The organism is Flavobacterium sp. GW821-FHT12A05 (assembly GCF_058807735.1).
Genome location: NZ_JBXAQY010000002.1, coordinates 88,381 through 105,158, shown reverse-complemented (window position 1 = coordinate 105,158; position 16,778 = coordinate 88,381). Strand labels below are relative to the sequence as shown.

Genomic DNA, 16,778 nt, shown 5'->3' with positions numbered 1-16,778 from the left:
AATTTATAAATTTTACAGCCAATGTTTCTGATTGTTGCCAAATATTTAATTCCGAATGGTTATCGTGGAATGGCTGTATTTCCATTTGTGATTGTAAAATATGGTTTTGATAAAACCAATGTCGTTTTTGTTAATCACGAAAAAATCCATTTAAGACAGCAGTTAGAAATGCTGATAATTCCGTTTTTTGTCTGGTATTTATTGGAGTATTTAATTCGTTTACTTCAATATAAAAATGCAGCTTTGGCATATCAAAATATAAGTTTTGAAAGAGAAGCTTATGCAAAAGAAACGGATTTGAGTTATTTAAAAAATCGTTCCTTTTTCCGGTTTTTAAACTATATTGCGCTAAAATGAAACCAACTATAAATCAATCCATTCCAATCATTTTCCCAAATGATATTTCGTTAACTATAAAGCGTGAAGACCTTATTCATCCGTTTATTTCGGGGAATAAATTTAGAAAGTTAAAATACAATTTACTTCAGGCGAAAGCCGAAAACAAAGAAACATTTTTGACTTTTGGCGGTGCTTTTTCAAATCATATTGCGGCTGCGGCATTTGCGGGCAAAGAGCAGGGATTTAAAACAATCGGCGTTATTCGCGGTGATGAGCTTTTTGATAAAATAGAAGAGAATCCAACGCTGAAATTTGCTCAGGAAAACGGAATGCAGTTTGAGTTTGTTTCCCGTGAGGATTATCGTTTAAAAAGTGATCCGGCATTTATACAAAAGCTGAAAGACAAGTTTGGCGATTTTTATTTGGTTCCTGAAGGCGGTACCAATGAGCTTGCCGTAAAAGGCTGCGAAGAGATTTTGACAGAAGAAGACGTCGTTTTTGATTACGTTTGCTGTGCTGTTGGAACTGGTGGTACAATTTCGGGATTAATTAATAATTCGCTGCCAAATCAGAAAATTTTAGGGTTTCCAGCGTTAAAAGGTGACTTTTTAACCGATGAAATTCGTATTTTTGCAAAAAAAGATAACTGGAATTTAATTTCTGACTATCATTTTGGAGGTTATGGCAAAATAAATGTAGAGCTGATCGAATTTATAAATGCTTTTCTTGAAGAAACAAAAGTGCCCTTAGATCCAATTTATACAGGAAAGATGGTTTTTGGCGTTATAGATTTAATAAACAAAAATTATTTTCCTGCACATTCAAAAATATTACTCATTCATACTGGCGGATTGCAGGGAATTGAAGGAATGAATATAAAATTGAAGCAGAAAAAATTACCAATACTCAACAACAATGATTAAAAAAATAGTATTGCTTTTTACAGTTATAGTTTTAGCAAGCTGTTCGTCGAGCAAGCCTGCTATCGCAACGACCAAAAAAGCGGCTGTACACCAAAGCAGGACCGCAGCAGCTAAAAAACCTGTTTATGCTAAACCTACAGCAAAATATCCTTCTACAAATAATACAACTGAGGTTATTCAATCTACTTCAAAAACAGTTGTTACCAGCGATTTAATCAATAATTACATTTTGCAGTTTAAAGATATTGCAATTGGAAACATGAAAACATACGGAATTCCGGCCAGTATTATTTTGGCGCAGGGAATTTTAGAATCGGGTGCGGGTAGAGGTGACCTTGCGGTTGAAGCTAACAATCATTTTGGAATAAAATGCCACAAAGACTGGCTGGGCGAAAGTGTTCGACACGACGACGACTCGGCTCAGGAATGTTTTAGAAAATACCCGGAAGCAGCAGAATCTTATAGAGATCATGCTTTGTTTTTGGTTGGAAAAAAGAGATATGAAGCCTTATTTACTTTCGAAAAAGACGACTACAAAGCCTGGGCAAAAGGACTAAGAGCTGCGGGTTATGCAACAGATCCTAATTATCCGGATAAATTGATCAGCTATATTGAGCGCTACAATCTGCATCAATACGATTGTTTGGTTACAGGCAAAAACTATACTCCAATTAATAAGTCAACGGCAGCACCAACTAAGAGTCCGTCAAGACCTGTTAATTCAAATTCGAATTCAAACGATCCAAATTTATACGAAGTCCAAAAAGGAGATACTTTATATTCTATTTCGAAAAAATTCAACTTATTGGTTGATGATTTAAAACAGAAGAATAATTTAACCGATAATGCGATCTCGATTGGGCAGAGGTTGAGAGTTAAGTAATCAGTTTTCAGTTTTCAGTCTCAGTCTCAGTTTTCAATTATCAGTTTTCCAGTTGTGGCTTTGGAATAATCTAAAATCTAAATTCAGAAATCTAAAATATAAAAATGTTATATAAAAGAAGTAGTCAGCTTTTTGCTGAAGCAGAAAAAGTAATTCCGGGAGGAGTAAATTCACCAGTAAGAGCATTTAAAGCAGTAGGCGGAACTCCAATTTTTGTAAAAAGTGCCAAAGGTGCTTATTTGTATGATGAGGACGGAAACAAATTAATAGATTACATTAACTCTTGGGGACCAATGGTTTTAGGTCATGCTTATCAGCCGGTTGTTGATGCCGTAATCGAAAAAGCAAAACTGGGAACTTCATTTGGAATGCCAACAGAACTGGAAACAGAAATCGCAGCTTTGGCCGTTTCTATGGTTCCGAATATTGATAAAATTAGATTTGTAAATTCAGGTACAGAGGCTTGTATGAGCGCTATTCGTCTGGCTCGTGGTTTTACAAAAAGAGATAAAATAGTAAAATTTGCAGGTTGTTACCACGGACATTCCGATTCATTCCTGATTCAGGCAGGAAGCGGTGCTGTAACTTTTGGTTCGCCAAACAGCCCGGGTGTAACAGAAGGAACTGCAAAAGATACTTTGTTAGCTAAATACAATGATTTAGAGAATGTAAAAGCTTTAATCGAAGCGAATAAAGGAGAAATCGCTGCGATTATTATCGAAGCGGTTGCAGGAAATATGGGATGTATCCCGCCAGCAAAAGGTTTCTTGGAAGGTTTAAGAGAATTGTGTACAGCAAACGGAATTTTACTGATTTTTGATGAGGTAATGACTGGTTTCCGTTTGGCTCGTGGCGGCGTTCAGGAATTGTATAATGTCAATGCTGATATTGTAACGTTTGGAAAAGTAATTGGCGGCGGACTTCCGGTTGGCGCTTTTGCTGCTCGTGAAGAAATCATGAATTATTTAGCGCCTCTTGGACCTGTTTATCAGGCAGGAACATTATCTGGAAATCCATTAGCAATGGCGGCTGGATATGCAATGTTAAAAGCTCTTGATAACGACCGTGAAATTTTTACCCGTTTAGAAGAAAAGACAGCTTATTTAGAAGCAGGAATTGATAGAGTTTTAAAAGCAAATAATGTTGTTTTTACTATTAATAGAGTAGGTTCTATGATTTCTGTACATTTTGATGCAAATCCGGTTACAGATTTTCAAACGGCTGCAAAAGGTGATAATGAAACGTTTAAGAAATTCTTTCACGGATTATTACAGGAAGGAATTTACATTGCACCTTCTGCTTACGAAACCTGGTTTATTACGGATGCCTTAACGTATGAAGATTTAGATTTTACGATTAATGCTATCGATAAGGTTTCAAAAACTTTTTAAATCTTAGAAAAGATATTATATTTTTTTTCAATTTGAGGTTCAGCTTTTTCATTAAAGCTGAACCTTTTTTAATATAATATTCTGCTACAGATTACGGGATTAAAATGATTTAAAAAATGTGTTGAGAAATTCACGCAGATTTGGCAGATTTTTGATAGCATTTCCTAAAGAATGATCTGCTAAATCTGCCGAATCTGCGTTAAAAAAAATAAGCACATTCAGAAATAAAAAATCTATCCTACTCTTAAATTTGACTTTCAATATATTTAGTTAATGTAATGTTAATAATAAGGTTCTTTCTTAATTATTTAGAATAAAATTTACTTTTGTTTCTAAAACAACCATTAAACCCATAATAAATGAAGAGATTTTTCATTTTTATAATGATGACAGTTTTTATGCTGTTTAGTACCTCACAATATGCTCAATCGGGTAAAAAGAAAGCAAAAGATGAACCAGTTACTGCTCCTCCGGAGAAAAAATCAGAATCGACAATTAAAGAATACAGCAAGGTTATCACCAAAGATGCGATATCTGACGAAGGATTATTTACGGTTCATAAAGTAGATAAAAAGTATTATTTCGAAATTCCGAATAAGTATTTAAACAAAGACATGCTTTTAGTAAGCAGGCTTTCTAAACTGCCGTCTAATTTGGGTGGAGGATATGTAAACGCAGGTTCTGAAACTAACGAGCAGTTGATTGTCTGGCAGCGTTTTCAGGATAAGATTCTCATCAAATCTAAATCCTATAATTCGGTTGCAAACGATACGCTGCCTATTAGTATTTCGGTAAAATCAAATAATTACGAACCTACCTTATTTGTTTTTGATATTGTGGCATTTAGCAAAGATTCTGCAAACACGGTTATTGATGTTACAAAATTTTATAGTACAGATGTTAAGGCAATCAGCGGAATATCTGCAGAAATGCGAGAAACTTATAAAGTAAAGGGATTAGACGATTCGAGAAGTTTTATCAATACCATTAAAAGTTTCCCTATGAATATTGAAGTGATTCAGGATATGACCTATAGTGCTTCAAAACCTTCTATGCTGGAGGAAACAGAATCAATAAGCATTCAAATGAATCAATCGATGATTTTACTGCCCGAAGTACCAATGAAACCAAGATTAGCTGATCCGCGTGTGGGATGGTTTACGGTAAGTCAATACGATTACGGAAGCAATGAATTAAAATCGGATCTTAAAACTTATATCCAGCGCTGGAGGTTAGAACCAAAAGATCCTGAGGCGTATAACAGAGGAGAATTGGTGGAGCCGATAAAACCGATCGTTTATTACTTAGATCCTGCAACTCCTGAAAAGTTGAAAAAATACATCAAATTAGGAATTGAAGAATGGCAGAAACCTTTTGAAACAGCTGGTTTTAAAAATGCTATTATTGCCAAAGATGCCCCAACAAAAGAAGAAGATCCTGATTTTAGTCCGGAAGATATTCGTTATTCTGTTATTCGATATGTGGCAAGTACAACCCGAAATGCAGTTGGGCCAAGTGTTTCAGATCCTAGAACCGGAGAAATTATTGAAAGTGATGTGATCTGGTACCACAATCATTTGCGATCTTATAGAAACCGATATTTGTTAGAAACAGGAGCAGCAAATCCGTCAGCGAGAACTTTACAAACCAGTGATGAAGAAATGGGAGAAATGATGCGAATGGTTATTGCGCATGAAGTGGGACATGCTCTGGGCTTTCCGCATAATATGGGAGCAAGCTGTGCGTATGATGTAGAAAGTTATAGAAACGGCGATTTTACGCAGCAAAACGGAATTTCGGCCAGTATAATGGATTATGCCCGTTTTAATTATATCGCACAGCCGGGAGATAAAAATATTCGTTTTATTCGTAAAATGGGTGCTTACGATCATTATGCTTTGAATTGGGGATACAGAGTAATCCCGAATGCGAAATCTCCAGAAGCAGAAGTTGCAGTTTTAGATAAATGGATTTTAGACAAAGCAGGAAATCCTCTTTATAAATTTGGAAAACAAAGCAGTGCTTTTGATCCGACTTCTCAAACAGAAGATATTGGAAATAATTCAATGAAGGCGAGTTCGTACGGACTTAAAAATTTAGAATATGTAGCGGCGCATTTAAACGAATGGACAAGTAACGTTACCAATAATTATGCTGATTTAGATGAGGTTTATAAAGAATTGCTTGATGCCTGGAGCAGATATGTAGGTCATGTTGTAACCAATGTTGGCGGTATATATGAAAACACCAAAAAGCCAAATCAGACCGGAAATGTATATGAAGTGGTGCCAAAAGCAAAACAAATTGAAGCAATGAACTGGCTTCAGACAAATGCTTTTGCTTCGCCAACATGGATTGTAAACATCAATACTTTAAAAAATACCGACTTTGCCGGTTATGCAGAAAGATTTAGAAGTCTGCAGGTTCGCCACTTAAATAGTTTGTTAAGCATTGGGCGCATTGGAAGGCTGATGGATAATGAAATTTTGGGAGGAGATAATTACAAAGCTTTGGATTTATTAAAAGATACACGAAAAGGCATCTGGAAAGAAACGGCAACACCAGCAAATGTTACCATATACAGAAGAAACTTGCAGCGCGGTTATATCGACAGAATGGGCGCTTTAATGACGGAAGAAATTAAACCAGCGGACAGATCAGTGATCTATTACAATGTAGGTCAATCTGATGTAAGGTCTTTGGTTCGCGGCGAGTTAAATGCTTTAAGAACTACGCTTGTAGCAGCAAAAGCAAGACCGGTAAATACAGAAACAAAATACCATTATGAAGATTGTATCAAACGAATCGATTTGATTTTAAATCCAAAATAAGATTTTATAAAAACAAAAAAGAGGCTTTTAAAGCCTCTTTTTTTTGATAAGATTATTTCATTTTATCTTTTCTGTATTCTTTCATTTTGTCTTTGCGTTCTTTTTGAATTGCGGTCCATTTTTTATATTGATCTGCATTCAAAATAGATTTCATTTTTGCATCAGTCGCTTTGTGATCTTCTTCCATTTGTTTTCTCATGGCTTTTCTTTCGGCATCAGTTGGTTTTGCATCACCTCTGCTTTTTCTAAGCGTTTCCATTTTTGCACTTCTATCAGATAAAAGCTGGCTTACTTGTTTTTGCTGATCGGCATTTAAGTTTAGATCAGTTGTTAACTTTTGCAAATGTGCCTGATCACGTTCCTGTGGTGTTTTAAAATGACCTTTATGATCTCCTTTTCGGCTGTGTTCTTTTTTTAGAGCCGTCCATTTTGTGTATTGATCAGCATTTAAAATGGCTTTCATTTTAGCATCATTTGCGTCTCTTTCGGCAGTAATTTGTTTTTTAAAAGCTTCTCTTTCTTCGGCAGTAGGTTTTGTTTTACTGTCTTTTCTTGCCTCTCTAAATTTTTCTGCTTTAGCACTTCTATCAGCCAAAAGTTGTTTTACCTGATCCTGCTGTTTTTTATCTAAATTCAAATCAGAAGTTAACTTTTGTAAATGTTTTTCGTTACGTTGTTCAGGAGTTAATCTTTCTCGTTGATCACGTGCTGGTTTCTGATTGATGTCTTGTGCAAAACTTACTATTCCAACGAATAATAAAGCAGCCATAAATAATTTTTTCATTTTTCGTTTTTTTTAAAGGTTTATACCCATTAGACTTCAAAGGGTTTGCTAAGTTTAATTGAATTTTCAGGTTTATCTTTTATTTAACAATTTGTCTTAAAATTTAATTTAAAGATTTAAGACCTGATATTCGTGTAATATATCGTGTTGTGTTTTCTTTTAAATGAGGAATTGCCTAGTTTTGAAAGCCTGATAATACAGTAAGATTTATGAAGTTAAGGAAGATAACAGTAAACGAAAATATCTATTTGTACAAGATGCAAGGAGAAGTACATCTTGTAACAGAAGATAGTGTTTTATCGGTAAAAATATTTTTAAAAGATTACAAGCTGACGCCTTTAGTATTAAATTTTCATACCTGGGATGATCCCATAATTGGTTTTCCTTTAAATAATGGATTTCCGCTTTTTAATTCCCTTTTAGGCAAAGAGGAGAAGATTAATCTTAACAGACCGAAATATATAAGAGAATGTATTTTGTACGGTGAAAAAAAAGGCTGGGACGGTAAAAATAAACTGGGACCGCTTGATGGCTTAAAAATGCTGGAAGATTTAGGATATGATACTTCTGTTCTTCTTCCTAAAACAAAATAAAAAAAAAGAGGCTTAACGGCCTCTTTTGTAAACTATAATTAGTTGCTTTCTTTTTTGTATTCTTTCATTTTTTCTCTGGCTTTATCTTTATTTTTTTCTTGTAAAGAATGCCATTTTGTGTACTGGTCAGCAGTTAGAATCGATTTCATTTTAGCGTCGTTTGCTTCTTTTTCAGCTTTCAATTCGGTTTTAAAAGCTTCTCTTTCTGCATCGGTTGGTTTTGTGTTATTGTCTTTTCTTGCCTCTCTAAATTTTTCTGCTTTAGCGCTTCTGTCAGCCAATAATTGTTTTACCTGAGCTTGTTGATTGGCGTCTAAACTCAATTCAGAAGTCAGTTTTTGTAACTGTTTTTCATTACGCTGCTCCGGAGTTAATCTTTCTCTTTGTTCACGAGCTGGTTTTTGGTCAGTGTCTTGTGCAAAGCTTGCTATTCCAACAAATAACATCGCTGCAATAAATAATTTTTTCATGATTTGTCTTTTTAAGGTTATAGCGTTTAGACTATATTAAACTGATTTGGTTTAATTATATTGTTAAAATTATTTATTTAACAGATTGTATCGTAGTTTATTAAAGCAGTTTATTCTTGCGATATACCAATTTAATTGCTTATTTTTAAGATACCAATTAAGTATAGAACCCAAAAAAAAACACTCCCATGAACAGCAAAATTGCCTTTTTCTCGACGCAGCCTTATGATAAAACTTTCTTTAATAAGTACAATACTGATTTTGGGTTTGAATTAGATTTCTTCGAAACGCAATTGAATCCGCAAACGGTTATTTTAATTGAAAATGCCGATATCGTTTGTGTTTTTGTAAACGATATTGTAAATGAAGCGGTGATAAAACAATTGGCTGAAAAAAAGGTAAAAATAATCGCATTGCGTTGCGCCGGTTTTAATAATGTTGATTTAGAAGCAGCAAAAAAATACAATTTAAAAGTGTGCCGTGTTCCAGCTTATTCGCCACAAGCTGTTGCAGAACATGCCATGGCCATGATTTTAACTTTAAACAGAAAAACACATAAAGCCTACAACAGAGTCCGCGAGCAGAATTTCTCCCTAAACGGATTGTTAGGTTTTGACTTATTCGGAAAAACGATAGGAATTATTGGAACGGGAAATATAGGCAAAGCTTTTTCAAAAATTGCCTTAGGTTTTGGCTGTAAAGTTTTGGCTTACGATATTGTAACAAATGATGAAATGATAAAAGACGGTGTTGCTTTTGTTGAGTTACACGAAATCTTTAAATCAAGTGATATCATTTCGCTTCATTGTCCCTTAAACGCTCAGACAAAACATGTTATTAATGAAGAATCGATTGCTTTAATGAAAGACAGCGTTATGATTATCAATACAAGCCGAGGCGGATTGATAGAAACTTCAAGCGTTATTGAAGGTTTAAAAGAGGGTAAAATAGGTTATCTTGGAATTGATGTTTACGAGCAGGAAGAAAAACTTTTCTTTAGAGATTTATCTGCAGATATTATTCAGGATGACGCAATTCAGCGTTTAATGAGTTTTCCAAATGTTCTGGTAACCGCGCATCAGGCCTTTTTTACCAACGAAGCCTTAACGCAGATTGCATTAGTAACTTTCAATAACATAAAATCATTATTATCGAAAAACGATATTGAAAACAAAGCGGCTCTGCTGGTTTGAATTATCTTATGCGTAAACCTGACAGGTTTCAAAAACCTGTCGGGTTTAGAAAGAATTTATAATTAAAAATATGAGATTATGAAAAGTAAAATTCTAATTACAATTGCAATTTTGGCGTTGTATTCCTGCCAGAATAAAAACGAATCAAAGAATATAGTTAAAACGATTGTTCAGGATACCTTATCGAAAACAATTGGCGGAACGGCCAATTTAAGCGATGCACCGCCAAGAGATGATAAAGCAGTCGAACTGATCAGGAAACAATTAGCTGTTTTGTTAAAGAAAGATTTTCCGGCCATGACAAAGGATGATCGCTATTTTTATTATGAAGAGTTTGATTTAAACAATGATAAGAAAAACGAATATTTTGTTGGTTTCTCTAATTCGTATTTCTGCGGAAGCGGAGGCTGTTCAGGTTATGTTTTAAATAACGACGGAAGTGTAATTAATCATTTCACCGTAACCGATTTTCCAATTTATGTAACGACATCTTCAACTGAAAAATTTTACGATCTTATAGTTGAAAGTGGAGGCAAGCTGCATAATGTGAAAATGAAGAATGGAAAATATCCATCAAATCCTTCTGTGCAGGAAATTCATAAAGGAGAAATTCCAAAAGAAAGTACAAAGGTTTTGGATATTGCTGCTAAAAAATATGAGAAGTATTCATTTTAAAAAGCAAAACCCGACAGGTTTTTAAGACATGTCGGGTTTTCTTTTTAAGATTTTAGAAAGTAATTTAGGATTTCGTCTATTATCCCAAAATGCTATCACAATCAATTCTGTTATATTTGTTTTGTAAAATATATTATAATGACCTAATGTTGATGTTCTAATATCTGGAAAACTGGTTTTAATATAAATTTCAGGATTATCAGCTAAAAACTTAATTCTTTGTGATATTTCTAAAACTAATTTTTTTGAATAAGTTTTTGATTTGTTTCTTTTATTCCAATAACTCAATATTTTTCTTCTTTGATTAACTGCAGTATTAGTCCAAATTATTCTGACAGCCATTCTAGATCTTCTTTGTCTAAATCTTCCTGAGAAATAACCCTTCCATATTTTATATCTTCTTCGCTTTCTTTCAGCATATCCAATTCATACTGCTCAAATTGATAAACCTTTGAAGAATCTGCATTTTTTAGAAGATTTCTAATTTTTTCTAAAAGATTAACATCTTCGATATTTTTTAGTTTATCAAAAATTTCTAATTTTATTTCTAAAGTGCTCATAATAATGCATTTTAATTAATCAAAGTTATGTAAATAAAACGAAAACCCGATAAGTATTAAAACCTATCGGGTTATATTTATTATAAAATAAGACAAATGTCTATCCTGCCAATTCCACAGTTTTAAACTCACCGTCAACAACAACTTTAGTCAAACCATGTTTAGATAAGTTTTTCATAGAGGCATCCCATTTTTTACCGCTTAAATTAGCCGTAACTTTTAGCTGCCCTAATTCCATTTTATTTTCGTTTGCTTTCAATAAAGTAATGATTACTTTTTCTTCATCAGAAAGCTCGATCTGAGCTAATTTTTTCTCCGGACGCATTTGCGGGAACAATAAAACCTCCTGAATAGAAGCATTATTAGTTAAGTACATAATCAAACGGTCCATTCCAATTCCCATTCCAGAAGTAGGAGGCATACCGTATTCAAGCGCTCTTAAGAAATCTTCGTCGATAATTCCGTTTGCTTCATCATCACCTTTTGCAGCCAATCGCATTTGATCTTCAAAACGCTCACGCTGATCAATAGGATCATTTAATTCCGAATAAGCATTTGCAATTTCTTTTCCGCAAACCATTAATTCAAAACGCTCAGTTAAGTCCGGATTATCGCGGTGCTCTTTACAAAGCGGTGACATTTCTTTAGGATAATCAGTAATGAAAGTTGGCTGAATATAATTTCCTTCACATTTAGATCCAAAAATCTCATCAATCAATTTTCCTTTACCCATTGTTTTATCCACTTCAATTCCCATTCCTCTAGCTGCTTCAAACAATTCTTGTTCTGTTTTTCCAGAAATGTCGAAACCAGTAAAATGTTTAATAGAATCAGTCATTGTAACGCGTGCATAAGGCGCTTTAAAGTTGATTTTGTGCTCGCCAAAAGTAACTTCGCTTGTACCATTTACAGCAACGGCGCAATGCTCTAATAAGCCTTCTGCAAATTCCATCATCCAGTTGTAGTCTTTATAAGCTACATATATTTCCATTGCAGTAAATTCAGGATTATGCGTTCTGTCCATACCTTCGTTACGGAAGTTTCTAGAAAACTCATAAACACCTTCAAATCCACCAACAATTAATCTTTTTAAGTATAACTCGTTCGCAATACGCATGTAAAGCGGAATATCAAGCGAATTATGATGTGTAATAAATGGTCTCGCCGAAGCACCACCAGGAATTGATTGTAAAACCGGAGTATCAACTTCAAGATATCCTGCATCGTTAAAATAACCACGCATTGCAGTGAATAACTTTGTACGTTTAATGAAAGTTTCTTTTACTTGCGGATTCACCGTTAAATCTACATAACGCATTCTGTAACGTAACTCAGCATCATTAAAAGCATCATGTACGTTTCCTTCTTCGTCAACTTTTGGAAGCGGAAGCGGACGTAATGTTTTGCTTAAGAAAGTAAATCCGTCAACGCGAACGCATTGTGCACCTACTTTTGTAGTAAACAATTCACCTTCAATACCAATAAAGTCACCTAAATCAGTTAATTTTTTAAATACCTGATTGTATAAAGTTTTATCGTCACCTTCACACAAAACATCGCGATTTACGTATAATTGAATACGTCCTTCGCTATCCTGCAATTCAGCAAAACAAGCTTTTCCCTGATCTCTCACGCTCATCAAACGACCCGCAACGATAACCTTCTTACCTTCTTCAAATGACTCCTTTATTTGCTTAGAAGTATGATTTACAGGAAAAAGATTAGCTGGATAAGGATTGATTCCCAGACTGCGTAAGTTTTGAAGTTTTTCTCTTCTGATGATTTCTTGTTCTGATAATGCCATTTTGTGCTCTTTTTTTAAGTGTGCAAAGATAAAGAAAAGAATGTAGATTTTAGAATGCAGTTTTAGATTTTTTACAGCAGCAATTTATTGGGTTTCAATCTATAAAATGATGGATGAATGGCGCTCGGATTTTGTGGATGAAACAGGTCTAGGCAGATTATGTTTAACCCGTTTCATCCGCAAAATCTGTGGTTAATTTTTCCCTTAAACGATTAAACAAATCAACAGTTAAAAAATAAAAATCTCTAAAATCTTAGCAGCTTAGAATCTCAGAACCTCAGAATCTAAAAAAACAAAATAGAGTTCGTATATTTGATAAAAAATTATACTACGATGAAATTATACAAACTACTTAGTTTTTCTTTTTTAATAGCTCTTCTAACGAGCTGTACTTTCACCGAAAATATTTATATCAACGATAACGGAACCGGAAAATTCTCTGTAGACCTGGATGGTTCTGCTTTAATGGAAATGGCTGGAGATCAAATTGGAAACCAAATGGGAACCGACGCGAAAAAAGAAATCGATTCTAGTTTTACTTTCAAACAATTATTCGACGAGAAAAAAGACAGTATTGCAAAATTATCTCCAGAGGTTCAAAAAGAGCTGAAAAAACTGGAAAATTTTGTAGTTAATACTAAAATGAGCGCAGAGAAAAAGCAGTTTTTAATGACTTTATCTTCTGATTTTAAAAATGTAAATGAAATGCAGGATATTCTGCAAACTCTTAGTACGCTTCAAAAACTAGAAGGCGGCGCTGCAGTAACTCCTCTAGGGAGTGGTTTTGGGAATAATTACAGCAATTTAAGTTACAGCTATGACGGAAAAAAATTCACCAGAAAAGCAGTGATAGATACTCAAAAAAAGGCACAAAAACCAAAAGATTCTGCCGGAGATATGTCTAAAATGATGTTTGCTTCGTCGAGTTATGTTATCAAATATCACTTTCCAAAAAAGATTAAAAAAGTATCCAATCCAAACGCTTTATTCAGCGAAGACCGAAAATCAATTACAATTCAATACCCTTTCACGGATTATATGGAGAATCCTGACAAACTTAACTTTGATGTTGAGTTTGAAAAATAATTAAAATGAATAAAAAAATTCAACTTCAAGATCTGGGAAACAGAGATTATAAATCGACTTGGGAATATCAGGAACAGCTTTTTCAGGATATTGTCGACTTAAAAATCAAAAACAGAAGAGAAGAACTAGACTTGCCAACACAAAATTATTTACTGTTTGTTGAGCATCCGCATGTTTATACATTAGGTAAAAGCGGCGATTTAGAAAACTTATTGTTAAACGAAAAACAGCTCGAAGCAAAAGGAGCGACTTTTTATAAAATTAACCGTGGCGGCGATATTACCTATCACGGACCAGGACAAATTGTAGGATATCCAATTCTGGATTTAGAAAATTTCTTTACAGATATTCATAAATACCTACGTCTGCTAGAAGAATCTATGATTCTGACTTTGGCAGAATACGGATTAGAATCGGGTAGAAGCGAAGGCGAAACAGGAGTTTGGCTGGGAGCTGGAACTCCGTTTGCACGTAAAATATGTGCAATGGGCGTTCGTGCCTCGCGATGGGTAACTATGCATGGATTTGCTTTAAACGTAAATGTAGATTTAGGTTATTTCGATAATATAATTCCGTGTGGTATTCGCGGAAAAGGCGTTACCTCTTTAAACGTCGAACTTGGCGTAGAAAAAGTAGATGAAGACGAAGTAAAGTCTAAAATCATAAAACATTTAACGCATTTGTTTGAAGCAGAATTTATTAAATAAGCTTCTAAAAATATAGGATGAAAAATGCTGAAGAAAATAACAATTACAGAATTGCGGTTCCTTCAGCATTTGAAACCGTTTTTTCTCACTTTTATTTCGCCGAAAATAAAACAGAATTTCCCATAACAAAAACCTTATTGCCGAGTTTTCAAACCATTCTTGTTTTTAACTTCGGAACAAAATCATCTTTAAAATCACAGCAGAATACTTTTTTAGAGGTGGAGAAATGCATTGTTTTGGGGCCGATTAAGCAAGCTTTTGATTATACTCTGGAACCCAATTCAGAAATTTTAGTTGCCAATTTTAAGGAAGATGCTTTTTACAGATTCTTTGGTAATGCCCTTTTTGATTCACTGCCCATTCATCCTGATGATTTGATTAATGAAAATTGCTTTACTCTTTTGTGGGAAGAGCTTCAAAAACTTTCTGATACTAAAGAACGTGTCGATTATATTTTAGATTTCTGCAAACCCTATTTAAGGGAACAAAAAGAAATCACGACACTTTTAGCAGATTTTCAAAACGAAAATTTAAACCCGATAAAAGCGATAGCTTCGCAGATCAATCAAACCGAAAGAAATATTCAGCTCAACCAAAAAAAGATTTTTGGTTATACAATTAAAGAAGCCAATCGGTACGAAAGGTTTTTAAAAGCAGTAAATCAAATTCAGAAAAACATACTAAACGAGTCTAAAACAGATTGGTTAACGATTGTTGATGAATGCGGTTATTACGATCAAAGTCAGTTTATTCATGACTTTAAATATTATATGAATATTTCGCCAACCAAATTCCTCAAATTCCAAAACGATATCTGCAGTTCAAAAGCAGAATAAAGGCGATTTCGTTTTCTTACAATTGCTGCCCAGACAAGCGTTTTACATTTGTCATGTCAATCTTTAAAAACAGAAAACATGAAAAATTTAGTTATTTATGCGCATCCAAATCCAGCAAGTTTAAACCATTTCTTTAAACAAACAATTGTTGAAAGTCTGAAAAATTCAGGAGAAGAAATTGTAGTCCGCGATTTAAACGAAATCAATTTTAATCCGGTTCTTTCTTTGGATGATATGCGCGGCCAAAGAATGGGACAGGTTTCGGAAGAGGTAAAAACGGAACAGGATTTTATTTCCTGGGCAGATCAAATTATTTTTGTTTATCCTATTTGGTGGACTGGAATGCCGGCTATTATGAAAGGTTATATCGATCGCGTTTTTAGTTACGGATTTGCTTATCGATACGATCAGGGCGTTCAAAAAGGACTACTGACAGGAAAGAAAACGGTTATTGTCAATTCGCACGGGAAATCGAATGCAGAATACCAAGCAATGGGAATGGATAAAGCGTTGGCCTTGACTTCTGATACCGGAATTTTTACTTATTGTGGTTTAGAAATTAAAAAGCATTTTTATTTTGATAAAGCTGACCGCGCTTCGGCAAAAAATATTTCAGAATGGGAAAATCAGATTAAAATGCTTTTTGAAGAGAAAACGATATGCAATTAACAAATAACAACGAAAAAAAAGACTTATCGTAAAATGATAAGTCTTTTTTGATTATTCGAAAAAGTTGAGTTCTAATTGATCCGGTAAGAGTCTAAAACTCATTCTGTGGTATTTTGTTGTACCGTATTTTTTAATCGCTTCGCGATGTTCTTTGGTTGGATATCCCTTGTTTTGTTTCCAGTTGTACATAGGGAATTCTTCGTGAATTTGATCCATATATTCATCCCGATACGTTTTGGCTAAAATCGAAGCAGCGGCAATACTCAGGTATTTTCCGTCACCTTTTATAATACTTTGATTGGGAATTGATTTTAATAATTCAATTTCTTCTGGCGAAAACTGTTTTCCAAAAGTGTTTTTTAATCCCAGTTTAGCATTCAAAGAACGGTTTCCATCAACGATAATGTATTCCGGAACATGCTTTAATTTTAAGATACATTCCTGCATTCCTTTCATTGAAGCATTTAGAATATTGATTTCGTCAATTTCATCTGGGAATAAATGCGTTACTGAAAAGCAAAGTGCCTGTTCCTCAATTACTGGCTTTAAAAGTGCTCTTGCTTTTTCAGACAATTGTTTACTGTCATTTAATATTTTGTTTTCAAATGCTTCGGGTAAAATTACCGCTGCTGCGGTCACCGGCCCCGCTAAACAGCCTCGTCCGGCTTCGTCAGTACCAGTTTCTAAAATAAATCCCGAATAATTAAGTTGCAGCATGCCTTTGTATTGAATCGCAAATATTATAATTATTTTCTAAAAAGTATTTAAAAAATATGCTAAAAAAAGAGTCTGAAATCTTTTTACATCCATTATTGAAAATATTTTAAACTCTTAATTTTTAACGTTTTATTTAATTTTTTTGTTTCATATAGTTTTGAATTACTTGTAAATGAAAAATTATTTTAAAGTTGGTTTTTTATTAAAGATGTTACGTGTAAGTATTTGTAATGATTAAAAAGTAAGAAAAATATTTAAATTTTTAACATTTTAAAATTGTCAATGTAGGAAAATAATTTCAATTTTGTCAGGTTATT

Annotated in this window: 18 protein-coding genes; 12 read left to right on the top strand and 6 right to left on the bottom strand. The window is 34.0% G+C overall.

The window, feature by feature from the left end; translation table 11 throughout:
• The first annotated feature begins 21 nt into the window (after positions 1-21).
• The 5 genes from AC1RRQ_RS03880 to AC1RRQ_RS03860 all read left to right on the top strand — a co-directional run bounded on the left by AC1RRQ_RS03880 (position 22) and on the right by AC1RRQ_RS03860 (position 6,367).
• Entirely contained in the window at positions 22-357 is a 336-nt protein-coding gene (locus AC1RRQ_RS03880; RefSeq protein ID WP_493021601.1) for a hypothetical protein, read from the top strand.
• A complete protein-coding gene (locus tag AC1RRQ_RS03875) occupies positions 354-1,262 on the top strand; it encodes a 1-aminocyclopropane-1-carboxylate deaminase/D-cysteine desulfhydrase (protein WP_493021599.1) in 909 nt (302 codons plus the stop codon). The genes AC1RRQ_RS03880 and AC1RRQ_RS03875 overlap by 4 nt, the downstream gene beginning before the upstream one ends.
• Positions 1,255-2,145, top strand: a complete 891-nt coding sequence (locus AC1RRQ_RS03870; RefSeq protein ID WP_493021597.1) for a glucosaminidase domain-containing protein — start codon at positions 1,255-1,257, stop codon at positions 2,143-2,145. The genes AC1RRQ_RS03875 and AC1RRQ_RS03870 overlap by 8 nt, the downstream gene beginning before the upstream one ends.
• Positions 2,146-2,249: 104 nt before the next feature.
• Positions 2,250-3,536 carry a glutamate-1-semialdehyde 2,1-aminomutase gene (gene hemL, locus AC1RRQ_RS03865; RefSeq protein WP_493021595.1) on the top strand — a complete coding sequence of 429 codons (1,287 nt, stop codon included), beginning with the start codon at positions 2,250-2,252 and terminating at the stop codon, positions 3,534-3,536.
• A 359-nt stretch (positions 3,537-3,895) separates the two neighbouring features.
• Entirely contained in the window at positions 3,896-6,367 is a 2,472-nt protein-coding gene (locus AC1RRQ_RS03860; RefSeq protein ID WP_493021593.1) for a zinc-dependent metalloprotease, read from the top strand.
• A gap of 52 nt (positions 6,368-6,419) precedes the next feature.
• On the opposite strand, the gene AC1RRQ_RS03855 is transcribed toward AC1RRQ_RS03860, so the two are convergent.
• On the bottom strand, positions 6,420-7,151 hold the full coding sequence (locus AC1RRQ_RS03855; RefSeq protein ID WP_493021591.1) for a DUF4890 domain-containing protein: 732 nt from the start codon (positions 7,149-7,151) through the stop codon (positions 6,420-6,422).
• Between the two features lie 209 nt (positions 7,152-7,360).
• Here AC1RRQ_RS03855 and AC1RRQ_RS03850 point away from each other — a divergent pair, with 209 nt between their 5' ends.
• Positions 7,361-7,744: a hypothetical protein gene (locus tag AC1RRQ_RS03850; RefSeq protein WP_493021589.1), complete on the top strand. Its 384-nt coding sequence runs from the start codon at positions 7,361-7,363 to the stop codon at positions 7,742-7,744.
• A gap of 38 nt (positions 7,745-7,782) precedes the next feature.
• Here the strand turns inward: AC1RRQ_RS03850 and AC1RRQ_RS03845 are convergent, their stop codons facing one another.
• Positions 7,783-8,214, bottom strand: a complete 432-nt coding sequence (locus AC1RRQ_RS03845) for a DUF4890 domain-containing protein (protein WP_493021586.1) — start codon at positions 8,212-8,214, stop codon at positions 7,783-7,785.
• 188 nt (positions 8,215-8,402) lie between these two features.
• Between AC1RRQ_RS03845 and AC1RRQ_RS03840 the strand changes: the two genes are divergently transcribed.
• Positions 8,403-9,407: a 2-hydroxyacid dehydrogenase gene (locus AC1RRQ_RS03840; RefSeq protein WP_493021584.1), complete on the top strand. Its 1,005-nt coding sequence runs from the start codon at positions 8,403-8,405 to the stop codon at positions 9,405-9,407.
• Positions 9,408-9,485: 78 nt separating this feature from the next.
• Positions 9,486-10,082: a hypothetical protein gene (locus tag AC1RRQ_RS03835; protein WP_493021582.1), complete on the top strand. Its 597-nt coding sequence runs from the start codon at positions 9,486-9,488 to the stop codon at positions 10,080-10,082.
• A 21-nt stretch (positions 10,083-10,103) separates the two neighbouring features.
• Here AC1RRQ_RS03835 and AC1RRQ_RS03830 read toward each other — a convergent pair whose 3' ends face one another.
• From AC1RRQ_RS03830 to lysS, 3 genes are all read right to left on the bottom strand, one after another.
• Positions 10,104-10,424 carry a type II toxin-antitoxin system RelE/ParE family toxin gene (locus AC1RRQ_RS03830; protein ID WP_493021580.1) on the bottom strand — a complete coding sequence of 107 codons (321 nt, stop codon included), beginning with the start codon at positions 10,422-10,424 and terminating at the stop codon, positions 10,104-10,106.
• Positions 10,409-10,642 carry a hypothetical protein gene (locus AC1RRQ_RS03825; protein ID WP_493021578.1) on the bottom strand — a complete coding sequence of 78 codons (234 nt, stop codon included), beginning with the start codon at positions 10,640-10,642 and terminating at the stop codon, positions 10,409-10,411. Before AC1RRQ_RS03825 ends, AC1RRQ_RS03830 begins: the two co-directional genes overlap by 16 nt.
• 100 nt (positions 10,643-10,742) lie before the next feature.
• Positions 10,743-12,446 (bottom strand): lysine--tRNA ligase, encoded by a 1,704-nt coding sequence (lysS, locus tag AC1RRQ_RS03820; protein ID WP_493021576.1) that lies wholly within the window; start codon positions 12,444-12,446, stop codon positions 10,743-10,745.
• A gap of 333 nt (positions 12,447-12,779) precedes the next feature.
• On the opposite strand from lysS, the gene AC1RRQ_RS03815 reads away from it, so the two are divergent.
• From AC1RRQ_RS03815 to AC1RRQ_RS03800, 4 genes are all read left to right on the top strand, one after another.
• The gene (locus AC1RRQ_RS03815; RefSeq protein ID WP_493021574.1) at positions 12,780-13,532 is read left to right on the top strand and encodes a hypothetical protein; all 753 of its coding nucleotides are present in this window, start codon (positions 12,780-12,782) and stop codon (positions 13,530-13,532) included.
• 5 nt (positions 13,533-13,537) lie between these two features.
• Positions 13,538-14,239, top strand: coding sequence for a lipoyl(octanoyl) transferase LipB (lipB, locus tag AC1RRQ_RS03810; protein ID WP_493021572.1), 702 nt, complete (start codon positions 13,538-13,540; stop codon positions 14,237-14,239).
• 17 nt (positions 14,240-14,256) lie between these two features.
• On the top strand, positions 14,257-15,075 hold the full coding sequence (locus AC1RRQ_RS03805) for an AraC family transcriptional regulator (RefSeq protein ID WP_493021570.1): 819 nt from the start codon (positions 14,257-14,259) through the stop codon (positions 15,073-15,075).
• Positions 15,076-15,153: 78 nt separating this feature from the next.
• Positions 15,154-15,744, top strand: a complete 591-nt coding sequence (locus AC1RRQ_RS03800; RefSeq protein ID WP_493021568.1) for an NAD(P)H-dependent oxidoreductase — start codon at positions 15,154-15,156, stop codon at positions 15,742-15,744.
• Between the two features lie 51 nt (positions 15,745-15,795).
• On the opposite strand, the gene rnhB is transcribed toward AC1RRQ_RS03800, so the two are convergent.
• Positions 15,796-16,461: a ribonuclease HII gene (rnhB, locus tag AC1RRQ_RS03795; protein ID WP_493021566.1), complete on the bottom strand. Its 666-nt coding sequence runs from the start codon at positions 16,459-16,461 to the stop codon at positions 15,796-15,798.
• Between the last annotated feature and the right edge of the window lie 317 nt (positions 16,462-16,778).

Bases quoted from the DNA above. Each gene is read 5' to 3' on its own strand.
- lysS (WP_493021576.1), bottom strand. From the start codon at position 12,446: ATGGCATTATCAGAACAAGAAATCATCAGAAGAGAAAAACTTCAAAAC.
- AC1RRQ_RS03830 (WP_493021580.1), bottom strand. From the start codon at position 10,424: ATGGCTGTCAGAATAATTTGGACTAATACTGCAGTTAATCAAAGAAGA.
- AC1RRQ_RS03845 (WP_493021586.1), bottom strand. From the start codon at position 8,214: ATGAAAAAATTATTTATTGCAGCGATGTTATTTGTTGGAATAGCAAGC.
- AC1RRQ_RS03870 (WP_493021597.1), top strand. From the start codon at position 1,255: ATGATTAAAAAAATAGTATTGCTTTTTACAGTTATAGTTTTAGCAAGC.
- AC1RRQ_RS03850 (WP_493021589.1), top strand. From the start codon at position 7,361: ATGAAGTTAAGGAAGATAACAGTAAACGAAAATATCTATTTGTACAAG.
- rnhB (WP_493021566.1), bottom strand. From the start codon at position 16,461: ATGCTGCAACTTAATTATTCGGGATTTATTTTAGAAACTGGTACTGAC.
- AC1RRQ_RS03840 (WP_493021584.1), top strand. From the start codon at position 8,403: ATGAACAGCAAAATTGCCTTTTTCTCGACGCAGCCTTATGATAAAACT.
- AC1RRQ_RS03825 (WP_493021578.1), bottom strand. From the start codon at position 10,642: ATGAGCACTTTAGAAATAAAATTAGAAATTTTTGATAAACTAAAAAAT.
- lipB (WP_493021572.1), top strand. From the start codon at position 13,538: ATGAATAAAAAAATTCAACTTCAAGATCTGGGAAACAGAGATTATAAA.
- AC1RRQ_RS03815 (WP_493021574.1), top strand. From the start codon at position 12,780: ATGAAATTATACAAACTACTTAGTTTTTCTTTTTTAATAGCTCTTCTA.
- AC1RRQ_RS03875 (WP_493021599.1), top strand. From the start codon at position 354: ATGAAACCAACTATAAATCAATCCATTCCAATCATTTTCCCAAATGAT.
- AC1RRQ_RS03835 (WP_493021582.1), top strand. From the start codon at position 9,486: ATGAAAAGTAAAATTCTAATTACAATTGCAATTTTGGCGTTGTATTCC.
- AC1RRQ_RS03855 (WP_493021591.1), bottom strand. From the start codon at position 7,151: ATGAAAAAATTATTTATGGCTGCTTTATTATTCGTTGGAATAGTAAGT.
- AC1RRQ_RS03860 (WP_493021593.1), top strand. From the start codon at position 3,896: ATGAAGAGATTTTTCATTTTTATAATGATGACAGTTTTTATGCTGTTT.
- AC1RRQ_RS03800 (WP_493021568.1), top strand. From the start codon at position 15,154: ATGAAAAATTTAGTTATTTATGCGCATCCAAATCCAGCAAGTTTAAAC.
- AC1RRQ_RS03805 (WP_493021570.1), top strand. From the start codon at position 14,257: ATGAAAAATGCTGAAGAAAATAACAATTACAGAATTGCGGTTCCTTCA.
- hemL (WP_493021595.1), top strand. From the start codon at position 2,250: ATGTTATATAAAAGAAGTAGTCAGCTTTTTGCTGAAGCAGAAAAAGTA.
- AC1RRQ_RS03880 (WP_493021601.1), top strand. From the start codon at position 22: ATGTTTCTGATTGTTGCCAAATATTTAATTCCGAATGGTTATCGTGGA.